The sequence below is a fragment of the Brevundimonas sp. AVps4 genome, from assembly GCF_058681525.1.
Map to the genome: position 1 here is coordinate 1,034,595 of NZ_CM178741.1, position 25,168 is coordinate 1,059,762.

Here is a 25,168-nt window from a genome sequence, read left to right on the forward strand (position 1 = left end):
CCGCTTCGCGGTTCCGACAGAAGCGTGAATCATGCTCTCGCTTTAATCTGGAGCCTGATTCACCGTTTCAGCGGAATCGCGAAGCGATTCCACTTCAACCGATCAGGCTCTAAAGCACCAGAACCCCCGGCTCGGGCGCCGGCTTGCGGGTCAGGGGGGTGCGTTTCAGCCACAGTTTCAGCGCCTCCCAATGGATGGCGGCGACGACCTTCAGCGTCAGAAGCGGCATGGACAGGGCGGCGGCCACCAGGGCGCGGTCGGTCAGGGGGCGACGGCGGCCGGTCATGGCGGTGGCGATCAACAGGCCTTGGGCGTCGCGGCCGTCGATGGCCAGGGTCAGGGTCTCGGCGGGCGGGCGGCCCCGGAAGACATAGTCCATCTCCATGCCCATGAAGGGCGAGACATAGAGGCGTTTGTCGGTCTGCTGGCGGAACCGTTCGGCTTGGGCGGGGGCGGGGGTAGGATCGACCGGCAGGACATAGGACCGGCGCTCGCCGAAGGTGCTGGTGACCTCATAGACCATGGCCGCCAGCCGCCCGTCGGCCCGGTGGCAGTAGTAGAGGCTGATGGGGTTGAAGACGAAACCCAGAACGCGCGGCATGGTCAGGAGGCGGATCGCGCCGGAACCGACGTCGATCCCCGCCTCGGCCAGGCGGGCGACGATCTGGCCGCGCAACGGGGCGCCCGAGCCGTCGCCGTGGTCGCGGTCGTAAAAGCCCATCAGGTTGAATCGGCCGCGCGAAAAGGTCTTCAGCCGCCGGTCCAGGGCGTCGATCTCGTCCAGGTCCAGCATCAGCCAGAAGACGCGGTATTTCAGCCGATGCCGCCGGGGCCTCAGACGGGTGTGAAAGACCCCGCCGACATAGAGGGCCGAGGCCCCCGTCACGCGACGCGCGCCAGGGGGGCGGCGCCAGAGGTCAGATGGATGCGACCGCTCTCATTCTCGACCGTCCAGGGGCGGCGCACCCCGCCCAGCTGTTCGGCGACGGCGAGGCCCGACTGAAGCCCGTCCTCATGGAAGCCGGCGCCGAAATGGGCCCCGCAGAACCAGACGCCGCCGTGACCTTGCAGGCTCCACAGGTCTTTTTGCGCCCGGACGGCGGCCGGGTCGAAGATCGGATGTTCGTACAGTTCGCTGCGCAGCAGCGTCCCGGCCGCAGGCGGGCGGGGCGGGTTCAGGGTGACGAACAGGTCCTGGCCCGGCAGGCCCTGAAGCCGGTTCATCCAATAGGTGACGCAAAGGCCGTCGTCGGCCCCGATATAGTTCCACGAGGCCCAGGCCCGGCGCCGACGCGGCATCAGGCCGGGGTCGGTGTGCAATATGGTCAGGTTGCGGCTGTAGCGGAAGGCGCCCAGCAGCTCGCGTTCGCGGGCCGTGGGCTGGGCCAGCATGGCCAGGGCCTGGTCGGCGTGGGCGCCGATGACGACATGGTCGAACCGTTCGGTCGCGCCGGTCGCGTCCTGAACCAGAACCCCGCCCTCGATCCGTCGGACCTGGGTCACGGCCCGGCCCAGACGCGACACCTCGCCGCCGCGGCCGGCGGCGGCCGGGCCGGCCGCGATCTGATTGGCCGAAATCTGGCGCGCCAGTTCCTGGACATAGACCCGGCTGCCCCCGACCACGGTGCGCCACAGCGGCCGGCCGACCAGTTTCAGCAGGCCGTGATTGCCGCAGAACCTCAGGAAAGACTCAGCCGGATAGTCCAGCAGCGTATGGGCCGGCGACGACCAGATGGCGGCGGCCATGGGCAGGAGGTGATCGTCGCGGAAGGCCTCGCTGAAGCCCTCGCGCTTCAGATAGTCGCCCAGGGTCACGTCGCTGTCAGCCAGGGCCGCCAGCCCTTCCGGCGCCGAGCGATAGAAGCGCAGAATCTCGCTCAGCATGGACCAGAAGCGCGGGCGCAGCATGTTGCGGCGCTGGGCGAACAGGCCGGGCGCCGCATATTCGAACCGGCCCTGATCCAGGGAGACGGCGAAGGACATGTCGGTGGCCTGGGTCTTCAGCCCCAGATGGGCGAACAGGGCGATCAGGTTCGGATAGGTGGCGTCGTTGAAGACGATGAAGCCGGTGTCCACCGCCGTCTCGCCCTCCGCAGAACGGACGTCGACCGTATTGGAATGGCCGCCCAGCCGATCCTCGCGCTCGTAAAGGGTCACGTCGTGACGAGCCGACAGCAGCCAGGCGCAGGACAGGGCCGAGACGCCGGAGCCTACGACGGCGATCCGTAGGCGGGGACCAGTCTGTACGGCGGCTGAAGGGGGCATTGGGTTTCCAGAAGGGCGGATGTTTGCGACGATACGCCGCCCGCTCTGCGGCGGATCACGAAATGATCCAGACTTCGACCTGAACCGTATTAGGGTCGATGCATGAGCAGATTTCCATCCTTCGGCCGATTCGGACGCCCGTGACCCCGGCGGGCGAGGATTTCGACCGCCTGATCGAGGCGGTGGCGATGCGACGCGATCGGGACGCCTTTGCGCGCCTGTTCGACCATTTCGCCCCGCGGCTGAAGGCCTATCTGATGAAGGCGGGGGCGACGGCCGGCGCGGCCGAGGACTTCGCCCAGGACGCCATGCTGACCGTCTGGCGCAAGGCCGAGCTGTTCGACCGGACCAAGGCCCATGCGGCGACCTGGATCTTCACCATCGCCCGCAACCGGCGGCTGGACGTGCTGCGCCAGGACGCGCGGCGCCTGCCCCTGCCCGAGATCGACCTGGCGCAGGACGAGCCGGAACAGCCCGACACGGTCGTTCTGGCCGCCGAGAACGCCGCCCGGCTGAAGGCCGCCATGGCGCGGCTGTCGCCCGATCAGATCGAGGTGCTGCGCCTGGCCTTCTTTCAGGACAACCCCCATTCGGAAATCGCCCGGCGGCTGGAACTGCCGCTGGGCACGGTGAAGTCGCGTATTCGCAAGGCCATGATCAAGCTGAGAACCCTGCTGGACGACGAACAGGGAGGGGTGGCGTGACCGGCGTGCACAATCCCTCCGAAGAGCGGCTGTTGGCCTATGCGGCCGGGACCCTGAGCCCGCCCGAGGCGGTGGTGGTCGCCGCCCATCTGGCGATGCGGCCCCAGAACGAGGCCTGGGTCAGGACGCTTCAGGCCGTAGGCGGCCGTCTGCTGGACGAGCTGGAGCCTCAGGCCCTGGCCGAGGACGCCCTGGCGCGGGTGATGGCGCGCGCCGAGACCGACGCCGGAGAGGTTCTGGCCTCCACGCCGCTGAACGACATGGCCGGCCTGCCCGAGCCGTTGCGCCGCTACGCCTTGGGGCCGTGGCGCTGGCTGGGACCGGGCATGCGCGCCCGCGACGTCCATGCGCCGCGCGACGGCGATTGCCGCGTCATCCTGCTGGAGATCGGGCCGGGGCGGGAGACACCCAAACATACCCACGGCGGGATCGAACTGACCTGCGTCATCCACGGCGCCTACGCCACCGAGACGGCCCTGTTCCAGCCGGGCGATTTCGAAGAAGCGGACGGCGAGGTGCTGCACCAGCCGCGCGTGGTCTCGCCCGACCCCTGCCTGTGCGTGGTGGCCCTGGACGGCCAGATCCAGCTGGACGGCTGGCTGGGCAAGCTGATCCAGCCCTTCATCAAACTGTAGGCCCACAAGGAAAGACGCCCGGTCCGCACGGACCGGGCGTCTTGGTGTTCAGGCCGGGAGAGGGCGATCAGCCGCGGCGATTGTCCCAGTCGCGCCGCTCATAGCGGACCTGGGCCGCCAGGCGATCCAGGCGGCGGTCCAGATCGGCGCGCTCCCAACCGCTGAGGCCGCCCCGGCGATAGCCGGCTTCCAGACGCTGGACGCTGTTCAGTTCGGCGCGCAGACGGCCGGCTTCGCGACGGCTCAGCTGGCCGGTGCGCAGGCCCTGGTCGATGCGGCGGTCCAGCTGTTCAATGCGGACGTTGACCGAGGGGCCGTAGCCGTAGCCGGCGGGCTGGGCGTGATGCGGACGACCATGAGGGCCGTAGGATTGGGCGGCGGCGGGCAGGGCGGCCGAGGCCGCAGCGGCCAGGACCAGGGCGGGGATGAGGGCTTTCTTGTTCAGCATCGGATCAATCCTTGCGTTGGGAGACGCCCCGAGGGGAGCGCCGATGAAGCCAGGAGACCACGCCCCGCCTGAGCCCGATCTGAACGGCGCGTTTCAGGCGCCGTTCATCCGACCGGCCCCCCCGCTTTTTCCCTGAGCCGGGGAGGGGCGCATTTCGGCCGTCTTTGGTGTAAGGGCGGTTGCAGGGGATTTTCATCAGTCTGGCCCCTTTCCGACACCCTCGTTCAGCGGCTGTTCAGAGCCGTGCGCCTAGAACCGCCCCATGACCCGCACCCGCGCCCTCCTCATCGCCGCCGTCCTGGCCCTGGTCCCTGCGACCCTGGTTCCCGCGACCCAGGCTGCGGCCCAGTCGCGCGAGGCGTCGCGGGATCAGGATCGCGAGGGGCCCCAGGACCGTCGGGGTCCGCCCCCGCGCGACAGTCGGGCCGTGGACGCGCCTCGCGCCGACCTGGGGGCCGTGGTGCGCCGGGTGGGCGCAGGTCGCGAGGGCCGGATGCTGGGCGTCAGCCCGCGCGGCGACACAGTGGTGGTGCGCTGGGAATATCCCGGCGGCCGGGTGGCGGATATCCGCGTGGACGCCCGCTCGGGCCGCGTGATGGGAGAAGACTGAAGATGCGTGTCCTGCTGGTCGAAGACGACGCCGATCTGTCGCGGCAGCTGAAGGGCGCCCTGGCCGACGCCGGCTATGCGGTGGATCACGCCGCCGACGGCGAGGAGGCCTGGTTCCTGGGCGACACCGAACCCTATGACGTCATCGTTCTGGACCTGGGCCTGCCCAAGATCGACGGGGTGTCGGTGCTGGAGCGCTGGCGGCGCGAGGGCAAGGCCACGCCGGTCCTGATCCTGACGGCGCGCGGCGCCTGGTCGGACAAGGTGTCGGGCTTCGACGCGGGGGCCGACGACTATCTGACCAAACCCTTCCATACCGAAGAGCTGCTGGCGCGGCTGCGGGCCCTGCTGCGCCGCTCGGCCGGCATCGCCTCGGCCACCCTGTCGTGCGGCGGCCTGCGGCTGGACCCGCGCGCGGCGCGGGCCAACGTCAACGGCGAGCCCCTGCGCCTGACCTCGCTGGAGTACCGGCTGCTGCACTATATGATGATGCATCAGGGCCGGGTGATCAGCCGCACCGAACTGGTCGAACATCTGTACGACCAGGACTTCGACCGGGATTCCAACACCATCGAGGTCTTCATCGGCCGACTGCGCAAGAAGATCGGCTCGGACCGGATCGAGACGGTGCGGGGCCTGGGCTATCGGCTGGCGCCCCTGGCCGGCGAGTCCGAGGCGGCGTGACCCTGAGTCGATGAACCGAGACGGGGGGACGAGGCGCGCCGGCTGGGGCCGATGGTTCGGCCGCCCGGGGCGGTCGCTGACGCGGCGGCTGATCTGGCTGGCCTCCGGCTGGATCCTGCTGGCTCTGGTCGCCACGGGCCTGGTCCTGACCAATCAGTTCAAGGAATCGGCTCTGCGCCGCCTGGGCAACGTCCTGGCCGAGACGACCGACGAACTGGTGGTGCGCACCGTCACCGCCAGCGGGACGGTGATGACGCCCCAGATCATGGACGCCCCGACCTTGCGGGTCTTTTCCGGCAAATACTGGATGACGGCCGAGCCGACCCTGGCGGGGGGCTTGCGCATCCTGACCCGGTCGGACTCCCTGTATGGCGAAGACTTGGTCGCGCCGCCGGACCTGCCGGCGCGGCTGGACGACGCCTATGGCCAGACCATTACCTATAATGCGGTCGGTCCGGCGGGCGAGCCGCTGCGGATCGCCGCCAGCATGAAGTCCCTGCCGGGGCGGGCCGCGCCGGTGGTCTTCTTCGTCGGAATCGACCGCTCCAACGTCGAGGCGGATGCGCGCCAGTTCGCCACCGTGACCTGGGTCGCCCTGTTGCTGCTGGGCTTCGGCCTGGTCTCGGCGGTCTTCATCCAGGTCCAGGTGGGTCTGCGGCCCCTCTATGATCTGAGGAATGAGATCGCGGCGGTCCGCAAGGGCCAGGCGGCCCGGATCGAACGCGCCTATCCGCTGGAGATCCAGCCCCTGGCCGAACAGGTCAACAATCTGCTGGACCACAATCAGGAGGTCGTGGACCGCCAGCGCACCCATGTCGGCAATCTGGCCCATGCGCTGAAGACGCCCATCTCCGTCATGCTGGCCGAGGCCGGGACGGCGCAAGGGGCCCTGCCGGAACTGGTGCGTCGCCAGACCCAGATCATGCAGGGCCAGGTCGATCACCATCTGCGTCGCGCCCGCGCCGCCGCCCGCGCCGCCCACGGCCTGGGCGAGACCACGCCCGTGCCCGAGGTGTTGGACGAGCTGGCGGTGATGATCGAACAGGTGTTCCGCGACAAGGGGGTCGAGATCGACTGGCGCGCGCCCGACGACCTGGCCTTCCTGGGCGAACGTCAGGACCTGCAGGAAATCCTGGGCAATCTGATCGAGAATGCGGCCAAGTTCTCGCGGCGGCGGGTGCGGGTCTCGGCCGGGGGCAACGGCCTGGGCCAGATGATCGTCGTGGTCGAGGACGACGGACCGGGCCTGCCGGCCGATCAGCGCGAGGCGGTGATGAAGCGCGGCGCCCGGCTGGACGAAAGCGCGCCCGGATCGGGCCTGGGTCTGTCGATCGTCGAAGACCTGACCCGCGCCTACGGCGGGCGGCTGACGCTGGGCGACAGCGACATGGGCGGGCTGAAGGCGGTGCTGGAGCTTCCCGCCGCCCACGGAGCTTGAGGCGGCGGGCGGGGCGGGAGCCATAGGCGGCCGGGCACGTTGAACGGCTCCGCCTCTTCAGGAGCCCGCATGGCCGTCGCCCGCCTTCGTCACGCCGCCGCCGCCCTGGGCCGAACCGTGCGTGATCGGATTCCCGCCGCGCGCCGAACGCCGCCGCTTCATGTCCTGGTCGAGCAGGCGGCGCGGGTCGGCTATGGGGCGCGGGGCTTCGTCTATCTGTCGGCCGGCGCCCTGACCCTGCTGGCGGCCCTGGACCGGATCGGCGACGCGGTCGGCACGGGCGGGGCGGCGGGCTGGCTGGCGGAACAGCCCTTCGGTCGGGTCTGGCTGGTGGCCCTGGGGCTGGGATTGTGGGCCTTCGTCGGCTGGCGGGTCCTGCAGGCCGTCTTCGATGCGGACCATGCGGGAACCGATGCGAAGGGCTGGGCGACGCGGGCGGGCCAGGCGGCCAGCGGCCTGTTCTACGGCCTGCTGGCGGCGGGGGTGTTCGAATATCTGGACGAGGCGGGCGGCGCGACCAGCCAGGCGGCGGACCAGGCCGAAAGCATCGCCGAAAACCAGGAGAAGGCCGCCATGGTCCTGGACCTGCCGTTTGGCGACCTGCTGCTTATGTCGGCGGGGCTGGTGGTGCTGGGGGTTGGGATCGGCAACATCGTGCGGGCCTTCCGCGACGACTTCGACACCGCCCTGGCCTGTCCCGACGGCCTGCGCCGTCCGGCCTCGATCCTGGCGCGGATCGGCTATGGGGCGCGGGGCTTCGCCTATCTGCCGCTGGGGGTCTTCGTCGTCCTGGCCGGTCTGCACACCCGATCGGGCGAGGTCACCAATACGGCGGCCGCCCTGGAGACGCTGGAAAGCCAGCCCGGCGGCTCATGGATCCTGGGGCTGACGGCTGTGGGTCTGATGGCCTTCGGCGCCTTCGCCTTCGTCGAGGCCCGCTGGCGGCGGATCCGTCCACCGCGCGATCTGAAGCTGGGGTGAGTGAAGCGCGCGGGTGCGGGTGAACAAGCGGTGCGCGGGGTCTGCGGCGGCCGACCCGCCCGCTCACCTCCTGCTCACTGGCGCCAGGGCAGCGGCCCTCCCATATGATCCGAAACCAAGGCTGTTTCAGAAGGCGCGCCATGTCCCAAACCGCTTCCAAGACCCTGAAGATCGACTTCGTCTCCGACGTGGTCTGCCCCTGGTGCGTGGTGGGGCTGGGCGGCCTGGAGGCGGCGCTGGACCGGCTGAAGGACGAAGGCGTCCAGGCCGACATCACCTTCCATCCGTTCGAGCTGAACCCTCAGATGGCGCCGGGGGGCGAGAACATCGTCGAACACATCGGCCGTAAATACGGGGCGAGCCCGGAACAGTCGGCCGCCAACCGCGCCATGATCCGCGCGCGGGCAGGGGAGGTCGGCTTCGACATGCGGATGACCGACGAAAGCCGAATCTGGAACACCTTCGACGCCCACCGCCTGCTGTACTGGGCCCACGAGACCGCGCCTGAAAAGCAGAAGGCGCTGAAACAGGCCCTGTTCACCGCCCATTTCACCGAGAACCGCAACCTGACCGACGCGGGGGTTCTGACGGCCGCCGCCGAGGCGGCAGGGCTCGACCGGGCCGAGGCGGGCGAGGTCCTGGCCTCGGGCCGCTACGCCCAGGCGGTGCGCGCCGAGGAGGATCTGTGGCGCGCGCGGGGGATCAACTCGGTTCCGGCCGTGGTGGTCGAGAACAAATATATGATCAGCGGCGGCCAGCCCGCCGAGGTGTTCGAACAGGCCCTGCGCCAGATCGCGGGCGAAGCCTGACCTCTTTTAGCGCGCCAGCCGGCCCTTGGCTTCGGCGGCGGTCAAGACCACTTCGTCGTCCGGTGCGGCGATCTCCTCGCCGCAATGGTCCAGCACCTTCAATATGTGGCGGATCAGGTTCAGCCGGGCGGTCTTCTTGTCGTCGGTGGCGATGACGGTCCAGGGGGCGTAGGCGCGGTCGGTCTCGTCCAGCATCCGGTCGCGGGCGGCGGAATAGGCGTCGAACCGGGCCTCGGCCTCGGCGTCCAGGGACGACAGTTTGAACTGTTTCAGCGGATCGACCCGGCGCTCCTTCAGCCGCTGAGCCTGCTCCTTGCGCGAAATGTCCAGCCAGATCTTGATCAGAATGATCCCGTCCTCGGTCAGCATCCGCTCGAACCGGGGGGCGTCGGTCAGGAACTGGGCGTATTGTTCCGGGGTGCAATAGCCCATGACCGGCTCCACCCCGGCGCGATTGTACCAGGAGCGGTTGAAGATGACGGTCTCGCCCGCCGCCGGCAGATGCGGGACATAGCGCTGGAAATACCACTGGGTGGTTTCGCGATCGCTGGGCTTGGGCAGGGCGACCACACGGGTCTGGCGCGGCGACATATGTTCGGTCAGCCGTTTGATGGCGCCGTCCTTGCCCGCCGTGTCGCGCCCTTCCAGCACGATCACCACGCGCAGCCCATGTTCGATCGTCCAGGCCTGGGTCTTCACAATGGCGAGCTGGAGCCGTTCCAGCTCGGCGTCATAGGCGTCGGTCTTTTTTCCCATCGCGGCATGGTGAAGGGTCCGGCGCGTCGGGACAAGCGGAGCTTTAATGAGGGTGTCGCCGATTACGGCTGTATACTTAGGAAGACAACTGTCGGCTACATGGTAAGCGGCCAATTGTCTATGCAATTCCAGTAATTTAACTTGAAAATAAGGAGCAATACCGACCTATCCTATACGGTTTATACACCCAGAGCGCTCATGGTCGGCGGATCAGTCAAACGGGTTCGCAGATGTTGATCGGCAATTTCTCAGTGGTGAACAGGGACCCCCTCGGGAAGGGGCGTCGGTTCTCTCTGGGACAGGGCGAATACGGGGTGTCGGACGAGTCGGATCTGGCCCTGACCACGGTCCTGGGCTCGTGCGTGGCCGCCTGCATCCATGATCCGGTCGCCGGCGTGGGCGGGATGAACCATTTCGTGCTGGCCCGCCGCAACCGCGGCGCCAGCGGCGATCCGGCCCGCTACGGCGACCATCTGATGCCGCTTTTGATCGAGGGGCTGTTGCAGGCCGGGGCGAAGCTGAACCGGCTGGAGGCCCAGGTGTTCGGCGGCGCCAGCCCCGGCAATTTCGTCAACTCCATCGGTCAGGACAATCTCGCCTTCGCCTGCGGCTTTCTGGAAGAACTGGGCGTGCCCGTCGGCGTGGGTGAACAGAGCGGCCCGGCGGGATGCCGGATCGTGTTCTGGCCCGCCAGCGGCCATGTGACGCACAAGCCCCTGACGCGCGTCAAAGAGACCAAGGTGCGGCGCATTATCCTGCCGCTTGTGAAACCGCTGAACCTGACGCCGGCCGCCGCCTGAGACTCCCTCGGCGTTGAACGCGCGCGCCCCGCTCGCGTTTGCCAGCGGGGCCGTTGGCGGTCCATGCTGGGGCCTCATGAAGCGCGACTTCGCCGATTTCTGGAATCTGATGTGGGAGGTCGGGCTGTTGGCCTGCGCCGCCTTCGCCCTGCTGAACGCCTATGCGCCGCCGCAGGACCTGCCCTGGAAACCGCTGGACTTGAACCAGCCGGTCGGGCGGGCGACGGCGGCCAAGGTGGCGGACTTCGACCTTTCCCCTACCGCCGCGCCCGAAGAGGTTCAGGGCGCGACCGAGGCCTGTATGCAGGTGCTGCGCGAGGCGGGGGTCGAGGTCGAGCGCGCCGCCGATCGCGACGACGGCGGCTTCTGCGTCGTGCGCGGCGCGGTGCGGATCACCGGCGGCGCGGCGACGCCCCTGGCCCCGGCTGATGTGGTGATGCAGTGCCCGCTGGCGGTGCGCTACGTCATCTGGGACCGTCAGGTCTTGCAGCCCGCCGCCCGCGAGATGCTGGGCTCGGCCCCGGCTCGGGTCGAAAACTATGGGACCTATTCCTGCCGCCGCATCTACGGCTCTCAGGACGTCAGCGAACGGCCCAGCGAACACGCCCGCGCCAACGCCCTGGACGTCGCGGGCGTGACCCTGGCGGACGGGCGCACCGTGACCGTGCTGGACGACTGGCGCGGCGAGGGGCGGGCGGGACCGGCGGGGTCTCGCTTCCTGCACGCCCTGCGTGACGGCGCCTGCGGCCTGTTCGCCACGGTCCTGACGCCCGACTATAACGCCGCCCACGAGAACCATCTGCACCTCGACGCCGCCGACCGGGGCGTCTGCCGTTAAGCGCGATAGGCGAAAAGGCCCGCCGCTTTGCTGTTGACCGTCTGGAAAAGCCGGGTGACAACAGAGGCGCAGTCCGGATTTTGCGTGGGGTCCACACCCGCGTCTCGCTCCTTCGCCTGAACGAGCTGTCCAGATGGATTGTCGGGTCCTCCCGAGGGAGATCCGCCTGGAAAAGCGCGTTTACGGAGACGCAGACATGGCGACCGGTACGGTCAAGTGGTTCAACCCCACCAAGGGCTATGGTTTCATCCAGCCCGACAGCGGCGGCTCTGACGTGTTCGTTCACGTCACCGCCGTTCAGAAGGCCGGCCTTCAGGGCCTCGATGAAAACGCCAAGGTCGAATACGAGCTGGAAAATCAGCGCGGCAAGACCTCGGCCATCGACCTGAAGCTGCTTTAAGTCGAAGAATGGAAGCGGGCGCGGAGATGATCTCCGCGCCCGTTTTTCGTTTTGAATGCGGCGTCCGCCGCGAAGCTTGCCTAAAGCGGCGTCCGCCGCGAAGCTTGTTTGACGCGGCGTCCGCCGCAGGGCCTGGGCTCAGGCCGGCGCCTCCATGCGCGCGCGCAGGGCGACCTCCAGCCCCGGCTTCTGATCGCGATAGTCGATCTGACCGCCCAACTGGGCCACCAGACTGCCGATCATCATCGAACCGAAGCCCTTGCCGGCCTTGTGGCCGCCCTTGCCGTCGTCGGACACCACCAGACGCAGGCTGTCGTCCGCCTCGGTCAGGCCGATGCGCAGCGGACCCGGCGCCCCGTCATAGGCGTATTTCTGAGCATTGATGATCAGTTCGGTCAGGATCAGGCCGATGGTCACCGCCCGGTCGGCCCCGACGCAGACCGGCGCCAGATCGGTCTCGATCGCCGACACCCATTCCGGCCCCATGCTTGAGCCCAGATCCTCGACCAGTTCGCCAATATAGCGCGACAGGTCGATGGCCGCGTCATGATCCCCGCGATAGAGGCGGGTGTGGACGGTCGAGACGGCCCGCACTCTGCGCCGCGCCTCCTGCAAGGCGACCTTGGCCGGGCCGTCGCCCAGGTCGCGGGCCTGAAGTCCCAGGAAGCTGGACACCAGGGTCAGGCTGTTCTGGACCCGGTGATTGACCTCGCGCATCAGGAACTCCTGCTGCTCCAGCCGCAGGTCGCGCTCGGACAGGCGGGCCTGAAGCGACTGGTTCAGGCTGCGAAGCTGGGTGACGGAGGTGAAGTCCGACAGGGCGTCGCGCAGGCGGGCGGCGGATTCGACGGCGGCGGCGCCCCAGCGGCGGGCGCGGCCCGACACGGTCTCGCGCCATTCGGCGAAGGAGGCGCGCGGCGTCAGGGCGCCGCCCCCGTCCGTCGATTTGACGGCGGTCGACGGATCGCCGGCCCACCGCACCGTCTCCAGGATCTCGGCGCGGAACCACAGCAGGCTGAGCGGCTGCGGGCCCGGCAGTCGCACGGCCAGAAGGCCGCTGGCGTGGGTCCGCCAGGCCTCGGCCTGGGGCAGGAGGGTGGACAGGGCGTTGGTGGCGACCGGACGAAGCCCCGGCTGGGCCTCCAGCCAGTCCGCGATCTGACGCTGGGCCTGGGGCGGCGGGACATGGCCGAACGCCTCGATCCGGTCGCCCTGGACGATCGCCACGCCGTCGGCGCCGACCAGATCCTTCAGGGCGCCGGCCTGGTCGGCCAGGCCCGAGGCCAGGTCGCGGTCGCGCGACAGGCCGATGATCAGCTCGTCCTCCAGCCGACGCAGCCGAACCCGCTCGCGATACAGTTCGGCGTCCGCCTTGGTCTTCAGCTGGCGCGCCAGGGTGCGGGCCAGGGTGGTGCAGGCCACGCGCAGTTCATAGGACAGCAGCAGCGGCGTGCTGCTGTGGCAGGCCACGAGACCCCACAGAACATCATCGACGATGATGGAGACCGAGGCCGAGGCCCGCACCCCCATATTGTGCAGATACTGGATGTGGATCGGCGACACGGACCGCAGGCCGCTGTCGCTCATGTCCAAGGGGGGCTCGCCCGGATGCAGCGGTCGCAGCGGCTGGGGCGTATAGCGGGTGTCGGGAATGACCCGCACCGGATTGCGCAGATAAAGGGCCCGCGCCTGGCGGGGAATGTCGGTCGCCGGGAAGTGGTGGTTCAGGAAGGAGGTCGCATCGCCCGCGCGCGATTCCGCCACCACCTGGCCCGCCTCGTCATCCAGGAAGCGATAGATCATGACCCGCTCAAAGCCGGTCAGACTTCGGAAGGCGTCGGCGGCCCGCTCGCAAACGCCCTGAACCGTGGCGCTGCGTTCGAGAGCCGCGCCGGCCGTATCGAGCCGGGTGATCAGTTCGACGCCCAGCCGGGCCTGTTGCGAGCTCTGCTCGACCTCGACCACCATTCGAAGGGCGGAGGCGGCCTCCGTCCCGGCCGCCTTTGCGGCGGGCGCATAATAGACGACGACGTCGTATTCCAGCCGGTTGGTCGCCCGCCAACGGCCGGCGAAGCCCGCCTCGCGGATGGCCGCCATGTCGCGCAGACGACGCCCCACCACCTCGCCCAGCAGGTCGGCGATCGGCAGGCCGATCCAGCGGGTCGGGCCGGTCAGATCCTCGATCGCCCCGGCCCCCTGTTCCAGGGTCAGGGCGTCCAGGTTCAGCACCAGCAGCAGGCCGTGGCCCTGGATCGCCTGGGGGATGTGGATCGGCTCCCGGTCGCAGTCGTTCAGGGCGATCTGGGCGCGGACGTCGTAGTCCGTCATGATTTCGTCTTCCCGTTGCGGCGGGTTCGCCCCCAGCGGAAGGTCGCAAGTCCGACCTGCGAGGCAGACGGCAGGTCAGATAGGGAGAGATCCATATGGGTCGCACCGTAACACATTGGCGAGGCTTGTCTATTTAAGCCTTCCGTGTACGGCGGCGTACAGTCTGTAGGGGCTGGACATGGAACGGCCCCAGTCGCATGGCGTTAGCCCCATTCCCTTCCACCGGTCAGACCCCATGAAATTGCGCGTTCGCGCCGAGCTCGTTTACAGCTTTGATCCGCCCACGGACGCCATCTACAAGATTCAGGTCGCCCACTGGCCCGGCCAGGAGATTCTGGAGGAGCGACTGACCTTCGATCCGCCGGTCCAGTTCCAGGAAGACGAGGATGTCGATTTCGGCGCCCGGACCCTGCGTTGCCACGTCCAAGGCGAGGTCGCCCTGGTCTATGAGGCGGTCGTGGACAATGGGGTGCTTAAGGGGCTGCCGCCCAGCGTGTCGCAGCATGACTGGGGCGATCTGCCGGCCGAGGTTCTGCCCTATCTCCAGCCCAGCCGCTATTGCCCCTCCGACCAGTTCGGGCGCTTCGTAACGCGCCAGTTCGGCGAGACGGCGGGCGGGGCCCGGGTTCTGGCCATTCTGAACTGGATCGCCGAGAACATCGACTATGAACACGGGGTCTCGGACACCGAGACGACGGCGGCCCGCACCTTCATTGATCGGGCGGGCGTGTGCCGCGACTTCACCCATCTGGGCATGACCTTTTGCCGGGCCTCGGGCATTCCGGCCCGCGCCGTCAGCGCCTTCGCCCATCAGCTGACCCCGCCCGATTTCCACGCGATCTTCGAGGTCTGGCTGGACGGGGGCTGGTGGCTGGTCGATCCGACGGGCCTGGCCCCGGTCGAGGGGCTGGTGCGGATCGCCTGCGGCCGCGACGCCGCCGACATCGCCTTTCTGACCACCCAGGAACGCTGCCGGATGGTGCGCCAGTCAGTGACGGTGGAGGCGGCTTAGGAGGCCATCAGCCTCTAGGGCTTGGCCGCCGCCCTCTGCTCGGCCTTATAGGCCTGAAGCCGGTCGATGACGTCCATCTGGCGCAGCACCTTGTTCTGCGGGTCGATCAGGACATGGGCGCCGGCCGGGACCGCGATCTCGCCCCGGCCGCCCGTCATGGCCACGGTCCGAACGCGGCCGTCGATCTCGACCTCGACCGGCATGGGGAAGACGCCGCCGTCGCCGGTGGTCCATTGCAGGCTCAGCCGGCCGTCACGCCGGGTCTGGGTCAGGACCGGCAGGGCGGCGTTGTACAGATAGCCGCGGAAGAACCAGCCATAGTCTTCGCCCGTCACCGCATTGACGATCTGCAGATAGTCCTGGGTCGAACGGTACAGGGGCGTAAAGGCGCCGGGGCGAGGATCGTCGGTCCCATAGACCAGCCGCGTCAGGGACCGATGGAAGGCGTCGTCGCCGATCAGCATCCGCAGCGAATGGGCGATCAGCGAACCCTTGGAATAGATGTCGCCGCCGGGACCCACGTCGCCCTTATAGACCTCGTCCTCAGTCTTGGGCGTGCCGGACACCACGGGGTATTTATTGACCAGCCCCTCGCGCTGATTGGCCAGTTCGCGCTGCATGTAGCGGTCGCCCAGCAGCCAGCGGGCGTACAGCGGCTGCATATAGCTGCCCAGTCCTTCGTGCAGCCACATGTCGTCGGCGTTGGCGTTGGTCAGCTGGTTGCCGAACCATTCGTGGGCGAATTCGTGCTGCAGCAGCCAGTCATAGCCCCGGCCGTCGATCTTGTAGCCGTTGCCGTAGGCGTTGATGGTCTGGTGCTCCATGCCCAGGTGCGGGGTCTCGACCACGCCCATCTTCTCGTCGCCGAAGGGGAAGGGGCCGACGTTGGCTTCGAAGAAGTCCAGCATCTGGGGGAATTCGGCGAACAGGGCCTGGACCTTCTCGGGCGCGTCCGACTTCAGATGCCAGTAGTGCAGCGGGATCGTATTGCCGAACCGGCTCTGATACTGGCCGCTGACCTCCTCATAGGGGCCGACGTTCAGGGCGATGGCGTAGGTGTTGGGGCTCTTGGCCGACCAGTTCCAGGTGGTCCAGCCGTCGCCGTGATCGACCTTGCCCAAGAAGCGGCCGTTGGACGGAGCCGACAGGTCGGACGGGACGGTGATGTGCAGATCGACCCGGCCGGGCTCGCCGTGCGGGCTGTCGATACAGGGCCAGAAGATGTCGCAGCCCTCGCCCTGGACGGCCGTGGCGATCCAGGGCTCGCCCGAGGGGGCGGTGGACCAGACGAAGCCGCCGTCCCAGGGCGCGCGCGGGGCGACGCGCGGCTGTCCGGCATAGGCGACCCGCAGGACGACCGACCCGCCCGCCGCCAGGGTCTGGGGCAGTTCGACCGTCAGCCGCCCCTCGGGGTTGGACCAGCGGTCGGCGGCCAGTTCGACCCCGTCGATCTGGACCGAAGAGATGGGCAGCAGCGTATCCAGATCGACCACCAGCCGCTCCAGCGGCGCCTTGGCGGTGAAGCCCAGAACGGCGACGGCGTCGATGGCCTTGTCCTGGGGGATGACCTTGATCGACAGATCGGCCGTGTCGAACCGCATGGCCTGCTGTTCGACGGTCAGGGGCTGGTCGGTCGCCAGGGTGTAGGGGGTCGATTCGCGCACCGGCGTCGCCGCCTGCGTCTCCTGCGCCTGGGCGATGGACGGCGCGACGGTCAAAGCTGACAGGCCCGAAACCGAAAGACCAAGGGCGGCGGCCGAGGCGGCCAGGGTGCGGGCGACAGTCATGCGGATTCCCCTCCAGTTGCCCGTCAGGCTTAATCCGGGCTTGGAAGGCGCGCAAAGAAAAAGGCCGGCGTCGCCGCCGGCCCTTTCCAGATCATGATGCGTCGCCCGACTTAGGCGGCGGCCTGTTCGGCCAGCTTGGCGCGGACCTGGCGCTTGATGCGCTGGGCGGCGATCGACAGCTGCTCGTCGCGGGCCTTGACGATGAAGGCGTCCAGGCCGCCCTTATAGTCCAGGGTGCGCAGAGCGGCGTTGGAGATACGCAGCGAGAAGGTCTGACCCAGGGCGTCCGAGGTGACCTTGACCGTCTTCAGCGACGGCAGGAAGCGGCGCTTGGTCTTGATGTTCGAGTGGCTCACGCTGTGGCCGACCATCGGGCCGATACCGGTGAGTTCGCAACGACGCGACATCGTCAGATCCTTAAGGTGCGGCGTCCGGCCCGAAGCGTGGGAGAGGACGCATGAAACAGTTGCGCGCGGGAACCAGCCCGCGCGAGAGGGGGCCGTATAAGGGAAGAGGCGGTCGGGCGTCAAGCCGAGTCTTGAACGCCGAGGCCGGGCGCGCCGGCGGCGGCCGAAATCCAAGCCTGCGGCTGGATGGCGGGGAACAGCCTCGTTCAGCCGTCATTCAAATGACGCGCTCTATACGCCATATCATGAAGACTTCCGCTGAACAGAAGGCCGCCATGTCCCGTCCGTCTCTTAAACTGCTGGCCGCCCTGGCGCCCGTCGCCGCCGGCGCCCTGATGCTGGCCGCTCCGGCCATGGCGCCCGCCCAGACTCCGGCCCAGACTCCAGCCCAGTCGGAAGTGCTGCCGGGTTATTGGGAATACACCACCAGCGCCCTGGGCCAGAACGAGACCCATCAGAAATGCGTCCGTCCCAGCGAGATCAATCGCTTCTTCGGCGGCCTGTCGACCAACCGCTGGCGCTGCACCTATCCGACCCGGGTGGTCGGCGACGGACGCGCCCGGTTCGAGGGGACGTGCCAGGACAAGAAGGGGCGGCGGATTCAGGTCCGGCTGAACGGAACCTATGAGGACACCAGCTTCAGCTTCCGCGGCGGCGCCCAGCTGCTGCGCGGCACCCCCTATATTCCGGCCAGCATCACCGCGCGGCGCATCAGCGCCCAGTGCCCCGCCAACGCCGAATATTTCTGACGCTCAGACCGGCTCGGCCCGCGCCACCACATAGGTGTGGGTTTGGTCTCCGGTCGAAAGGCTGAGGTATTCGCCGGTTTGGATCGTTTCGTCGGCCAGGCGGAAGCCGTGGGCGTCGTCGGCCTCTCCGGGTTCGAAATCGAGGAACCAGCGGTCCGGCGCCGCATGGCGCAGGCGTCCGAAGGCCAGGGTAGCCCCGTGCGAGAAGCGGCGCACCCGGCATTTCTCCGGCGCCTCGCGCCAGACGGCGGCGTCCAGCCGGCGCTCGGCCGTCAGGGGCGCCAGTATGTCATAGCCGATGTCGTGATCGCCGTCGGGGTGCTGGGGTTCGCGCGCCAGCTCCAGGCGGATGTGGTGAAACCCCAGCGGGGTGGCGTCGGTCATGGTCGGCTCCTTGTCGCCGGCCATCTGAGCGGATGAGGCCGCGCCCCGCCTTGACGTCGGTCAAAACAAAAAGGCCCCGGATCGCTCCGGGGCCTTTTCATTGTTCCGATGCGGACGCTTAGAGCATGATCGTTTCGGACGGAACCGCTTCGCGGTTCCGACAGAAGCGTGAATCATGCTCTCGCTTTAATCTGGAGCCTGATTCACGGCTTCAGCGGAATCGCGAAGCGATTCCACTTCAACCGATCAGGCTCTAGGCGGCTTCGGCGGTCGGGACCGGCTTTTTGGCGCTGAGCGACTTGGCCAGCAGCTCGACGGCGGCGTCCTTGTCGATCTTGTTGGCGGCGGCGACTTCGCGCGCCATCCGGTCCAGAGCCGATTCATAGAGCTGGCGCTCGGAATAGGACTGTTCCGGCTGGGTGTCGGCGCGGTGCAGGTCGCGGACCACCTCGGCGATGGAGATCAGGTCGCCCGAGTTGATCTTGGCCTCATACTCCTGGGCGCGGCGCGACCACATGGTGCGCTTGATGCGGGCGCGGCCCTTCAGGGTGGTCAGGGCCTTGGTCACGACGTCGTCGGCGGCCAGCGAACGCAGACCGGCGGTGGCCGCCTTCTTGGTCGGGACGCGCAGGGTCATCTTCTCGTGGTCGAAGGTCACGACATAGACTTCCAGCGACATGCCCGCGACTTCCTGCGTCTCGATGGCCGCCACCTTGCCGACGCCGTGCGCCGGATAGACGACCGCGTCGCCAACCTTGAACTCCAGACCAGTCTTGCTCGTCATATTCGTCCTTTCCCGGTCAGGGCCGGGCGAAGCGAAGGCGCATCAAACGCAATGCAGTCTCGCCGCCGGAAGCTTCCGTCGGTCGATGAAATGCGGACGTCAGATGCGGAAACGGATCACCAAACCTCTGGCCGATCCCGTCTATGGGCGGGATTCTGTCGCAAACACGGGCGGCGCGAAGGTTTCGCGGACCGCCCGATCCAATGAAACAGAACCTATCACAAATTTGCGGAATTTCAAAACGTCCACACAGCCGACGCGGAATGTCGCGAAGGTTTGAACGCGCGGCCCTGCGTCGGCCGCCCCGGCTCAGGAGCCCTTGCCCGGCTTGGGGCTGAAGTATTTCTCGAACTTGCCGGTCTCGCGCTCATACTGTTCGCGGTCGGCGGGGGGCGTGCCCTTGACGGTGATGTTGGGCCAGACCTTGGCGTATTCGGCGTTGACCTGAAGCCATTTGCCGTCCGGCTCGTCCTCGGTGTCCGGCACGATGGCGTCGACGGGGCATTCCGGCTCGCAGACGCCGCAGTCGATGCATTCGTCCGGGGCGATGACCAGGAAGTTCTCGCCCTCGTAGAAGCAGTCCACGGGACAGACCTCGACGCAGTCCATGAACTTACATTTCACACAGGCGTCGGTGACGATGTAGGTCATTGGGCGGCGAAGAGATCACGATTGCGAGCGGGAGGTCTGCGACATGGCGACCGCGCAACCAACTGTCAACAGCAGGGCTTAATCTGAGAGGCGTTCGCGGGCCCGGACGACCGCTTGACAAAGGCCGGGCTTAACCGCAACTGTGTAGATTACATATCAACCCCTACCGGAACATGACCATGCGCGCTCCCCTGATGAAATACGCCTTCGCCAAATACGCCGTGGCCGGCGCCCTGGCCCTCAGCCTCGCCGCCGGTGGGGCGGTGGTGGCACAGGCCGCCCTGACCCAGAACCCGGCCGAGGTCCGCGCCGGCGACTATGCGCTGGAGTCCAGCCACGGCAAGATCACCTGGTCGGTCAGCCACTTCGGCCTGTCGACCTATACGGGCCAGTTCGTGAACGTGAAGGCCGAGTTGAAGCTGGACCCGGCCAACCCCTCCGCCTCGACCCTGACCGCCACCGTCCCGCTGACCGACGTGGCGCCCAATGACGACCGGCTGAAGGCCCATCTTCAAACGGCCGACTTCTTCGACACCGCCAACCATCCGACGGCGACCTTCGTCTCGCGCTCGGTGACGGTCGATCCGTCCGATCCGAACGAGGCGACGGTGGTCGGCGACCTGACCCTGCGCGGCGTGACCAAGCCGGTGACGATCGAGGTTGAGTTCAATGCGGCCGGAACCGTCATGGGCGCCTATAAGGCCGGCTTCGACGGCGAGGCCACCATCAAACGCTCGGACTTCGGCATCAACTACGCCCTGCCGGCCGTCTCCGACGAGGTGAAGCTGCACATCGAAGGCGAGTTCGTGATCAAGTCGTAAGGCGGCTATAGAGGGCGCGGGCCTCTTCGGCGGGCCCGCGCCTTTCGCCCAGGGCCTCCACCCGCAGGGTCGTGACCTCGCCGTTCTGGACGAAGGTCAGTAGGTCGCCGGGGTGCACGCCGCGGCTGGGCTTGTCCAGCCGGGTCTCGCGCCCCTGATGGGTCAGCCGCACCGCGCCCCGCTCCACGAGGGCGGCGGCCAAGCCCCGCGTCTTCACGAAGCGCGCCCGCCACAGCCAGACGTCGATACGACAGGCGGTTTCGCTCAAGAGGCGGCCTTTCGGCGCGGACGCCGCCGCTTGGGTCTGGCCGTCGGCGCCTCGGTCAGGGCGGCCAGGGCGGCGAAGGGGGAATCCTTGACGATCTTAGGCGCGGCGCCCGGCTTGTCGGGCCGGCGCGCGCGTTCGGTTTTCAGGGCGGCGATGAGCTGTTTCGCCTGATCGGCGCTCCACCCCAGATCGGTCAGGGCCTCGTCCGACAGCCGGCCGTGATTGGCGGCCCGCAACTCCGCCATCTTCTCCAGAGCCTCCACCGGCGCCAGCCACCGACCGGCGTGGCGCAGACCCGAGGCCGACAAGAGGCGCGGGGAGGGGGGCTCGACCGGGGCGGGGATCAGGTCGGGGCTGGCGGGGATCAGCGGGGCCGTGACGAAGGCCTGGGCGAAATGGCGGGCGCGGGGTTTTTGCAGGCCCGGCAGCCAGACCGAATGGACGCCGACGCGGATGGCGAAGCTTTTCAGGGTGCGGCGCTCCACCTGGCTCAGCGCCGCCAGATCCCGATCCACGTCGCGCCGGTCGATCAGCCCGCCGGCCTCGATCAGGCGGAAGGCGAGGCCGCGCGGCAGGCCCTTCAGCGCGCCGGATTCGACCGCCTGTTTCAGCCGCCGCAGATCGCGCAGCGCCCGACCCGCCTCGGACGCCAACCAGGCCTCGATCCGTCGGCGGGCGCGCTCGCGGGCCGGGGTCGCCCCCAGGTCGCCCAACAGCCGCACCGACGGCGAAAAGGGGTCGGCCCCAGTCGGCGTCGCCTGAATCTGGGCGGTCAGCACCCCGCGCCACAGCACAGCCCCGTCCGGCGTGACGGCGAAACCCTCGTCGGCCTCGGCCGCCAACTGCCCCAGACGGCGATTGATCTCGGGCGTCACGGCCCGCACCGCCGCCTGGCGCAGGGTGCGGTCCTCCAGGGCCGAGGCGCCCTTTTCCATCTGGAAGCGGACGCCCTCGAGCTGACCCACCACCTGGCCCTCCACCGTCACCTCGCCGTCCTCGGCGACGCCCGCAAACGCATCCTCCCGGACGTTCAGCGCCCGCATCAGGGCCGTGGTGCGCCGGTCCACGAAGCGGGCCGTCAGCCGTTCGTGCAGCACGTCCGACAACCGGTCCTCCAGGGCGCGGGTCTTGTCGCGCCAGCCCTGGGCGTCATGGACCCAGTCTGGGCGGTTGGCGATATAGGACAGGGTCCGCACCGCCGAGAGCCGGGCCGACAGCTGGTCGATCTGGCCGTCGTCGCGGTCCACGAAGGCGAAGCGCGGCGCCATCCAGTCGTCGGTCAACCGCCCCCGCTTGCCGGTCAGGGCCTGGAAGACGTCCTTGGCCAGGCGGGCGTGCTCGTCCAGGGTCGTCTTCTGGAAGTCGGGCAGCTGGCAGGCCTCCCACAGCCGCATGACCGCCCCGCGCGAGCGGCCGATACGGGCGACCTCCTCATCCTTGATCAGGCGGCGCAGCAGGGTCTCGTCCAGGGCCTCGGCCGTCAGGCTGAGCCCCGCGCGGCCCGGCGTCACCGTCAGGGACCGCAGAAGGTCGGGCAGGGTGTCGAAGTCCAGCCGGGCGTTTCGCCATTCGGCCGCCTCGATCGGATCGAACCGATGCTCGACCACCTGTTCGACCAGATCCACGTCCAGATCCTCGGCCTCGGCCGTGACGCCGAAGGTCCCGTCGCGCAGATGGCGGCCGGCCCGCCCGGCGATCTGGCCGATCTCATGGGCGTGCAGCCAGCGGGTGCGGCGACCGTCGAACTTTCTCAGCCCCGCAAAGGCGACATGGTCCACGTCCATGTTCAGCCCCATGCCGATGGCGTCGGTGGCGACCAGGAAGTCGACCTCGCCCGACTGGTACAGGGCCACCTGGGCGTTGCGGGTGCGCGGGCTGAGCGAGCCCATGACCACGGCCGCCCCGCCCCTCTGACGCCGGATCAGTTCGGCGATGGCGTAGACCCGCTCGGTGGAGAAGGCGACGATGGCGCTGCGGCGGGGCAGGCGGGTCAGCTTCTTGGAGCCGGCGTAGGACAGGGTGGACAGCCGATCCCGGGTCACGATCTCCACATCCGGGATCAGGCGGCGGATCAGGGGCTCCATGGTCCCGGCGCCCAGGAACATGGTCTCGAAACGCCCGCGCGCATGCAGCAGCCGCTGGGTGAAGACGTGGCCGCGTTCAGGGTCCGCGACCAGCTGGATTTCGTCGATGGCCAGAAACTCGACCGACCGCTCCAACGGCATGGCCTCGACCGTGCAGACGAAATAGAGTGGACGGGCCGGGACGATCTTCTCCTCGCCCGTGATCAGGGCGACGGCGGCGGCCCCGCGCTGTTTGACGATCCGCTCATAGATTTCGCGCGCCAGGAGCCGCAGGGGCAGGCCGATCATGCCTGAGGCGTGACCCAGCATCCGCTCGACCGCCAGATGGGTCTTGCCGGTATTGGTGGGCCCCAGGACCGCAGTGACGCGCGATGGGGGCAGGCCTGCGGACCGGTCGCTCATGACAGGACAAGGTGGCGACGATCGCGCCCGGGCTCAAGTGAGTCTTTTGAGCCCAGAAGGGGCGGGCGTCAGGCGTCGGCCACGCTGAGCCCCAGCCGCACCAGCATGGACAGGCTCTGGGCCTGCATCTTCTGCATCACCTTGGCGCGGAAGATCTCGACCGTGCGGGGGCTGATGTCCAGGGCCAGGGCGATCTCCTTGTTCGACTTGCCGTCGATCAGGGCGTCGAACACCTGGCGCTCGCGCGGCGTCAGGCTGGCCAGCCGGGCGGCGGTCTGTTCGCGCGCCTCGCTCTCGACGCCCTGGCGCGCCAAGGCCGACAGACAGCCGCGCACCGCCTCCAGGATGCGGTTGGGATCGAAGGGCTTTTCGATGAAGTCCACGACCCCGGCCTTCATCAGCTGGACGGCCAGGGGCACGTCGGCGTGGCCGGTGATGACGATAACGGGCCAGGCCTCGCCCTTCAGCGCCTTGAGCCGCTGGATCAGTTCGGAGCCTTCAATCTGGGGCATCCGCAGGTCGGTGATGACGCAGGCGGACTTGTCGTCCGGCAGCTGTTCCAGAAACTGCATCGCGCTGGCGAAATCCCGCGCGCGGATGCCCTCGCCCCGCAGGAGCATGAGCAAGGAATCGCGCATGGCTTGATCGTCGTCGATGACGAAGACGGAATGGTCGGTCATGCGGCTTCGAGCTCCGTGACAGGCGTGAGGCGAAAGGAGAAGGCGGCGCCGCCCAGGGCGCTGCGGCCTACGGCCAGGGCGGCGTCGTGGCTCTCTATGATGGAGCGGGTGACGGACAGGCCCAGGCCCATGCCGCCGGCCTTGGTGGTCATCATCGGTTGGAAGATCCGGTCCATCTGATCCTCGGCGATGCCGGGGCCGTTGTCCTCGATCCGGATCTCATAGCCCTCATCGGCCAGGCTGCGGCCCGTGAGCGATACGACCGCACCGGGATGGTCGCCGACGGCGTCGACGGCGTTGCGCACCAGATTGGTGATGGCCTGCTGGAACTGGATTCGGTCGGCCAAGACCCGATCCCCGGCCGTATCGACGTCGATGCGGACGGCGATACCGGTTTCCTGCCGGATCAAATCGAAGAGGGGGCGTAGGTCGTCCACCATGGAGGAGACCCGCTCTTCCGTCAGCTGGGACGCCCCGGTCGCGATCAGTTCGCGCATGCGCCGGATGATGTCCCCCGCGCGCAGAAGCTGGGTCTTGGCCAGGTCGAGGGCGCGGCCCGCGCTGTCGCCGATCGGTCCGGCGCGCGCGATGTCGGTTTGGCACGCATGGAGATAGACGGTGGCGGCCGTCAGGGGCTGGTTCAGCTCATGCGCCAGGATAGCCGCCATCTCACCCATGGAATTGAGCCGCCAACTCTTGCTGAGCTGGTCCATCAGGTCGCGCATGCGATCGTTGACGGCCAGGCTCGGACGCTGGTCCGCCAGGGACAGGACCACCCGCTCGGAGGCCATGCTGTGCGCCAGCAGCCCGCCGTGGATGATCACCGGCACGATCTCGCCGTTGGGACGTCTCACCAGCCAATAGCCGGAGGGCGGGGCGGCCAGGGGGGCGTCCTTGACGAAACTCGCCAGGATGTCCTCGCCGAAGTCCGGCGCGAACAGGCTGAAAGGGCGTTCGTGAGCATCCTCGGGCGCCACGCCCAGCAGATCGGCCGCCGGGTCGGTGATGCGGCGAATACGCCCCTCGTCGTCCAGCGTCACCACGGGCACCGAGGTCAGTATGCTGTGCAACAGGGCGGTCCGGCTGGTCAGCCGATGACCGACTTCGGCCAACAGCAGGGATACGGCGATGAAGAGGCCGGCGCCGACCGCCGCATCGAAGAGGTCGCTTCGCCCCTTCATCGCCAGATCGGCGGCGATGGAGACGCCGATGACGAAGAGGGTCGCGGTGCGGCTGCCGACCAGGGCGGTCGCCATGACGGCTCCGAACAGCGGCAGGTAGTGCACGTGATCGACGTCGCGAAGAGCCACGCTCGTCGTAACCGCCAGCGGGACGCAGACGCAAGCGAGCAGAACGGCGTTCTTCGGAGATGCGTTCGCGGATTTTCCGATGACCCGCTTCAACAACTCAGTAAAGGCGTCCGCTCGCGCCCCTGTCATGTTGG

27 protein-coding genes are annotated in these 25,168 nt (G+C 68.2%); 13 read left to right on the forward strand and 14 right to left on the reverse strand.

The features are described from left to right. Positions 1-109 precede the first annotated feature (109 nt). Positions 110-886, reverse strand: coding sequence for a DUF1365 domain-containing protein (locus ACW178_RS05085; protein WP_287105184.1), 777 nt, complete (start codon positions 884-886; stop codon positions 110-112). Beyond that, a complete protein-coding gene (locus tag ACW178_RS05090; RefSeq protein ID WP_191559012.1) occupies positions 883-2,265 on the reverse strand; it encodes an NAD(P)/FAD-dependent oxidoreductase in 1,383 nt (460 codons plus the stop codon). Before ACW178_RS05090 ends, ACW178_RS05085 begins: the two co-directional genes overlap by 4 nt. A gap of 140 nt (positions 2,266-2,405) precedes the next feature. Between ACW178_RS05090 and ACW178_RS05095 the strand changes: the two genes are divergently transcribed. Continuing rightward, positions 2,406-2,969: a sigma-70 family RNA polymerase sigma factor gene (locus ACW178_RS05095; RefSeq protein ID WP_224762283.1), complete on the forward strand. Its 564-nt coding sequence runs from the start codon at positions 2,406-2,408 to the stop codon at positions 2,967-2,969. Further along, the gene (gene chrR, locus ACW178_RS05100; protein ID WP_191559010.1) at positions 2,966-3,604 is read left to right on the forward strand and encodes a cadmium/peroxide/UV radiation responsive anti-sigma factor ChrR; all 639 of its coding nucleotides are present in this window, start codon (positions 2,966-2,968) and stop codon (positions 3,602-3,604) included. Before ACW178_RS05095 ends, chrR begins: the two co-directional genes overlap by 4 nt. A gap of 67 nt (positions 3,605-3,671) precedes the next feature. On the opposite strand, the gene ACW178_RS05105 is transcribed toward chrR, so the two are convergent. Beyond that, on the reverse strand, positions 3,672-4,052 hold the full coding sequence (locus tag ACW178_RS05105) for a hypothetical protein (protein WP_191559009.1): 381 nt from the start codon (positions 4,050-4,052) through the stop codon (positions 3,672-3,674). Positions 4,053-4,314: 262 nt separating this feature from the next. Between ACW178_RS05105 and ACW178_RS05110 the strand changes: the two genes are divergently transcribed. The 5 genes from ACW178_RS05110 to ACW178_RS05130 all read left to right on the forward strand — a co-directional run bounded on the left by ACW178_RS05110 (position 4,315) and on the right by ACW178_RS05130 (position 8,573). Further along, positions 4,315-4,662, forward strand: coding sequence for a hypothetical protein (locus ACW178_RS05110; RefSeq protein ID WP_191559008.1), 348 nt, complete (start codon positions 4,315-4,317; stop codon positions 4,660-4,662). A gap of 2 nt (positions 4,663-4,664) precedes the next feature. Beyond that, positions 4,665-5,345 (forward strand): response regulator transcription factor, encoded by a 681-nt coding sequence (locus tag ACW178_RS05115; RefSeq protein WP_054764739.1) that lies wholly within the window; start codon positions 4,665-4,667, stop codon positions 5,343-5,345. Positions 5,346-5,355: 10 nt separating this feature from the next. Continuing rightward, positions 5,356-6,783, forward strand: coding sequence for a sensor histidine kinase (locus ACW178_RS05120; RefSeq protein ID WP_182714560.1), 1,428 nt, complete (start codon positions 5,356-5,358; stop codon positions 6,781-6,783). 69 nt (positions 6,784-6,852) lie between these two features. Then, a complete protein-coding gene (locus ACW178_RS05125; RefSeq protein ID WP_287105705.1) occupies positions 6,853-7,764 on the forward strand; it encodes a DUF1206 domain-containing protein in 912 nt (303 codons plus the stop codon). Between the two features lie 140 nt (positions 7,765-7,904). After that, complete coding sequence (locus ACW178_RS05130) at positions 7,905-8,573, forward strand: DsbA family oxidoreductase (protein ID WP_191559005.1); 669 nt, start codon at positions 7,905-7,907, stop codon at positions 8,571-8,573. Positions 8,574-8,579: 6 nt separating this feature from the next. On the opposite strand, the gene ppk2 is transcribed toward ACW178_RS05130, so the two are convergent. Next, positions 8,580-9,329 carry a polyphosphate kinase 2 gene (gene ppk2, locus ACW178_RS05135; protein ID WP_287105704.1) on the reverse strand — a complete coding sequence of 250 codons (750 nt, stop codon included), beginning with the start codon at positions 9,327-9,329 and terminating at the stop codon, positions 8,580-8,582. Positions 9,330-9,559: 230 nt separating this feature from the next. Here ppk2 and ACW178_RS05140 point away from each other — a divergent pair, with 230 nt between their 5' ends. The 3 genes from ACW178_RS05140 (at position 9,560) to ACW178_RS05150 (ending at position 11,367) form a co-directional block, all read left to right on the forward strand. Then, positions 9,560-10,129, forward strand: a complete 570-nt coding sequence (locus tag ACW178_RS05140; protein ID WP_152949515.1) for a chemotaxis protein CheD — start codon at positions 9,560-9,562, stop codon at positions 10,127-10,129. 76 nt (positions 10,130-10,205) lie between these two features. Beyond that, a complete protein-coding gene (locus tag ACW178_RS05145) occupies positions 10,206-10,967 on the forward strand; it encodes an extensin-like domain-containing protein (RefSeq protein ID WP_191555146.1) in 762 nt (253 codons plus the stop codon). A gap of 196 nt (positions 10,968-11,163) precedes the next feature. Continuing rightward, positions 11,164-11,367 carry a cold-shock protein gene (locus tag ACW178_RS05150; protein WP_008264090.1) on the forward strand — a complete coding sequence of 68 codons (204 nt, stop codon included), beginning with the start codon at positions 11,164-11,166 and terminating at the stop codon, positions 11,365-11,367. Positions 11,368-11,505: 138 nt separating this feature from the next. On the opposite strand, the gene ACW178_RS05155 is transcribed toward ACW178_RS05150, so the two are convergent. Next, entirely contained in the window at positions 11,506-13,695 is a 2,190-nt protein-coding gene (locus tag ACW178_RS05155; RefSeq protein WP_492024926.1) for a histidine kinase dimerization/phosphoacceptor domain -containing protein, read from the reverse strand. 235 nt (positions 13,696-13,930) lie between these two features. Between ACW178_RS05155 and ACW178_RS05160 the strand changes: the two genes are divergently transcribed. Next, positions 13,931-14,707: a transglutaminase-like domain-containing protein gene (locus tag ACW178_RS05160; protein ID WP_191555148.1), complete on the forward strand. Its 777-nt coding sequence runs from the start codon at positions 13,931-13,933 to the stop codon at positions 14,705-14,707. A gap of 14 nt (positions 14,708-14,721) precedes the next feature. Here ACW178_RS05160 and ACW178_RS05165 read toward each other — a convergent pair whose 3' ends face one another. Together ACW178_RS05165 and rpmB are read right to left on the reverse strand one after the other, a co-directional pair. Further along, on the reverse strand, positions 14,722-16,494 hold the full coding sequence (locus ACW178_RS05165) for a M1 family metallopeptidase (protein ID WP_228185136.1): 1,773 nt from the start codon (positions 16,492-16,494) through the stop codon (positions 14,722-14,724). Between the two features lie 110 nt (positions 16,495-16,604). After that, positions 16,605-16,901 (reverse strand): 50S ribosomal protein L28, encoded by a 297-nt coding sequence (gene rpmB / locus ACW178_RS05170; protein WP_054764747.1) that lies wholly within the window; start codon positions 16,899-16,901, stop codon positions 16,605-16,607. Positions 16,902-17,176: 275 nt separating this feature from the next. Between rpmB and ACW178_RS05175 the strand changes: the two genes are divergently transcribed. Beyond that, positions 17,177-17,650, forward strand: a complete 474-nt coding sequence (locus ACW178_RS05175) for a DUF3617 domain-containing protein (RefSeq protein ID WP_224762282.1) — start codon at positions 17,177-17,179, stop codon at positions 17,648-17,650. A 3-nt stretch (positions 17,651-17,653) separates the two neighbouring features. Here the strand turns inward: ACW178_RS05175 and ACW178_RS05180 are convergent, their stop codons facing one another. The 3 genes from ACW178_RS05180 to fdxA all read right to left on the reverse strand — a co-directional run bounded on the left by ACW178_RS05180 (position 17,654) and on the right by fdxA (position 19,469). After that, a complete protein-coding gene (locus ACW178_RS05180; RefSeq protein WP_287104495.1) occupies positions 17,654-18,034 on the reverse strand; it encodes a hypothetical protein in 381 nt (126 codons plus the stop codon). A 253-nt stretch (positions 18,035-18,287) separates the two neighbouring features. Further along, complete coding sequence (locus ACW178_RS05185) at positions 18,288-18,818, reverse strand: CarD family transcriptional regulator (protein WP_054764749.1); 531 nt, start codon at positions 18,816-18,818, stop codon at positions 18,288-18,290. A gap of 309 nt (positions 18,819-19,127) precedes the next feature. Beyond that, entirely contained in the window at positions 19,128-19,469 is a 342-nt protein-coding gene (fdxA, locus tag ACW178_RS05190; protein ID WP_054764750.1) for a ferredoxin FdxA, read from the reverse strand. A gap of 179 nt (positions 19,470-19,648) precedes the next feature. On the opposite strand from fdxA, the gene ACW178_RS05195 reads away from it, so the two are divergent. Then, positions 19,649-20,290, forward strand: coding sequence for a YceI family protein (locus tag ACW178_RS05195; RefSeq protein WP_224761248.1), 642 nt, complete (start codon positions 19,649-19,651; stop codon positions 20,288-20,290). Here the strand turns inward: ACW178_RS05195 and ACW178_RS05200 are convergent. The 4 genes from ACW178_RS05200 to ACW178_RS05215 all read right to left on the reverse strand — a co-directional run bounded on the left by ACW178_RS05200 (position 20,280) and on the right by ACW178_RS05215 (position 25,034). Further along, positions 20,280-20,558: an RNA-binding S4 domain-containing protein gene (locus tag ACW178_RS05200; RefSeq protein WP_191559003.1), complete on the reverse strand. Its 279-nt coding sequence runs from the start codon at positions 20,556-20,558 to the stop codon at positions 20,280-20,282. The genes ACW178_RS05195 and ACW178_RS05200 overlap by 11 nt on opposite strands. Further along, positions 20,555-23,044 carry a helicase-related protein gene (locus ACW178_RS05205; RefSeq protein WP_191555152.1) on the reverse strand — a complete coding sequence of 830 codons (2,490 nt, stop codon included), beginning with the start codon at positions 23,042-23,044 and terminating at the stop codon, positions 20,555-20,557. Before ACW178_RS05205 ends, ACW178_RS05200 begins: the two co-directional genes overlap by 4 nt. 68 nt (positions 23,045-23,112) lie before the next feature. Continuing rightward, entirely contained in the window at positions 23,113-23,724 is a 612-nt protein-coding gene (gene fixJ, locus ACW178_RS05210) for a response regulator FixJ (RefSeq protein ID WP_191559164.1), read from the reverse strand. Beyond that, entirely contained in the window at positions 23,721-25,034 is a 1,314-nt protein-coding gene (locus tag ACW178_RS05215; protein ID WP_492024927.1) for a sensor histidine kinase, read from the reverse strand. The genes fixJ and ACW178_RS05215 overlap by 4 nt, the downstream gene beginning before the upstream one ends. Positions 25,035-25,168 lie beyond the last annotated feature (134 nt).

What these genes read in the sequence shown, in the direction of transcription:
- ACW178_RS05090 (WP_191559012.1), bottom strand. Translation starts at nt 2,265, where the DNA reads ATGCCCCCTTCAGCCGCCGTACAGACTGGTCCCCGCCTACGGATCGCC.
- ACW178_RS05105 (WP_191559009.1), bottom strand. Translation starts at nt 4,052, where the DNA reads ATGCTGAACAAGAAAGCCCTCATCCCCGCCCTGGTCCTGGCCGCTGCG.
- ACW178_RS05110 (WP_191559008.1), top strand. Translation starts at nt 4,315, where the DNA reads ATGACCCGCACCCGCGCCCTCCTCATCGCCGCCGTCCTGGCCCTGGTC.
- ACW178_RS05115 (WP_054764739.1), top strand. Translation starts at nt 4,665, where the DNA reads ATGCGTGTCCTGCTGGTCGAAGACGACGCCGATCTGTCGCGGCAGCTG.
- ACW178_RS05120 (WP_182714560.1), top strand. Translation starts at nt 5,356, where the DNA reads ATGAACCGAGACGGGGGGACGAGGCGCGCCGGCTGGGGCCGATGGTTC.
- ACW178_RS05125 (WP_287105705.1), top strand. Translation starts at nt 6,853, where the DNA reads ATGGCCGTCGCCCGCCTTCGTCACGCCGCCGCCGCCCTGGGCCGAACC.
- ACW178_RS05130 (WP_191559005.1), top strand. Translation starts at nt 7,905, where the DNA reads ATGTCCCAAACCGCTTCCAAGACCCTGAAGATCGACTTCGTCTCCGAC.
- ppk2 (WP_287105704.1), bottom strand. Translation starts at nt 9,329, where the DNA reads ATGGGAAAAAAGACCGACGCCTATGACGCCGAGCTGGAACGGCTCCAG.
- ACW178_RS05140 (WP_152949515.1), top strand. Translation starts at nt 9,560, where the DNA reads ATGTTGATCGGCAATTTCTCAGTGGTGAACAGGGACCCCCTCGGGAAG.
- ACW178_RS05145 (WP_191555146.1), top strand. Translation starts at nt 10,206, where the DNA reads ATGAAGCGCGACTTCGCCGATTTCTGGAATCTGATGTGGGAGGTCGGG.
- ACW178_RS05150 (WP_008264090.1), top strand. Translation starts at nt 11,164, where the DNA reads ATGGCGACCGGTACGGTCAAGTGGTTCAACCCCACCAAGGGCTATGGT.
- ACW178_RS05155 (WP_492024926.1), bottom strand. Translation starts at nt 13,695, where the DNA reads ATGACGGACTACGACGTCCGCGCCCAGATCGCCCTGAACGACTGCGAC.
- ACW178_RS05160 (WP_191555148.1), top strand. Translation starts at nt 13,931, where the DNA reads ATGAAATTGCGCGTTCGCGCCGAGCTCGTTTACAGCTTTGATCCGCCC.
- ACW178_RS05165 (WP_228185136.1), bottom strand. Translation starts at nt 16,494, where the DNA reads ATGACTGTCGCCCGCACCCTGGCCGCCTCGGCCGCCGCCCTTGGTCTT.
- rpmB (WP_054764747.1), bottom strand. Translation starts at nt 16,901, where the DNA reads ATGTCGCGTCGTTGCGAACTCACCGGTATCGGCCCGATGGTCGGCCAC.
- ACW178_RS05175 (WP_224762282.1), top strand. Translation starts at nt 17,177, where the DNA reads ATGTCCCGTCCGTCTCTTAAACTGCTGGCCGCCCTGGCGCCCGTCGCC.
- ACW178_RS05180 (WP_287104495.1), bottom strand. Translation starts at nt 18,034, where the DNA reads ATGACCGACGCCACCCCGCTGGGGTTTCACCACATCCGCCTGGAGCTG.
- ACW178_RS05185 (WP_054764749.1), bottom strand. Translation starts at nt 18,818, where the DNA reads ATGACGAGCAAGACTGGTCTGGAGTTCAAGGTTGGCGACGCGGTCGTC.
- fdxA (WP_054764750.1), bottom strand. Translation starts at nt 19,469, where the DNA reads ATGACCTACATCGTCACCGACGCCTGTGTGAAATGTAAGTTCATGGAC.
- ACW178_RS05195 (WP_224761248.1), top strand. Translation starts at nt 19,649, where the DNA reads ATGCGCGCTCCCCTGATGAAATACGCCTTCGCCAAATACGCCGTGGCC.
- ACW178_RS05205 (WP_191555152.1), bottom strand. Translation starts at nt 23,044, where the DNA reads ATGAGCGACCGGTCCGCAGGCCTGCCCCCATCGCGCGTCACTGCGGTC.
- fixJ (WP_191559164.1), bottom strand. Translation starts at nt 23,724, where the DNA reads ATGACCGACCATTCCGTCTTCGTCATCGACGACGATCAAGCCATGCGC.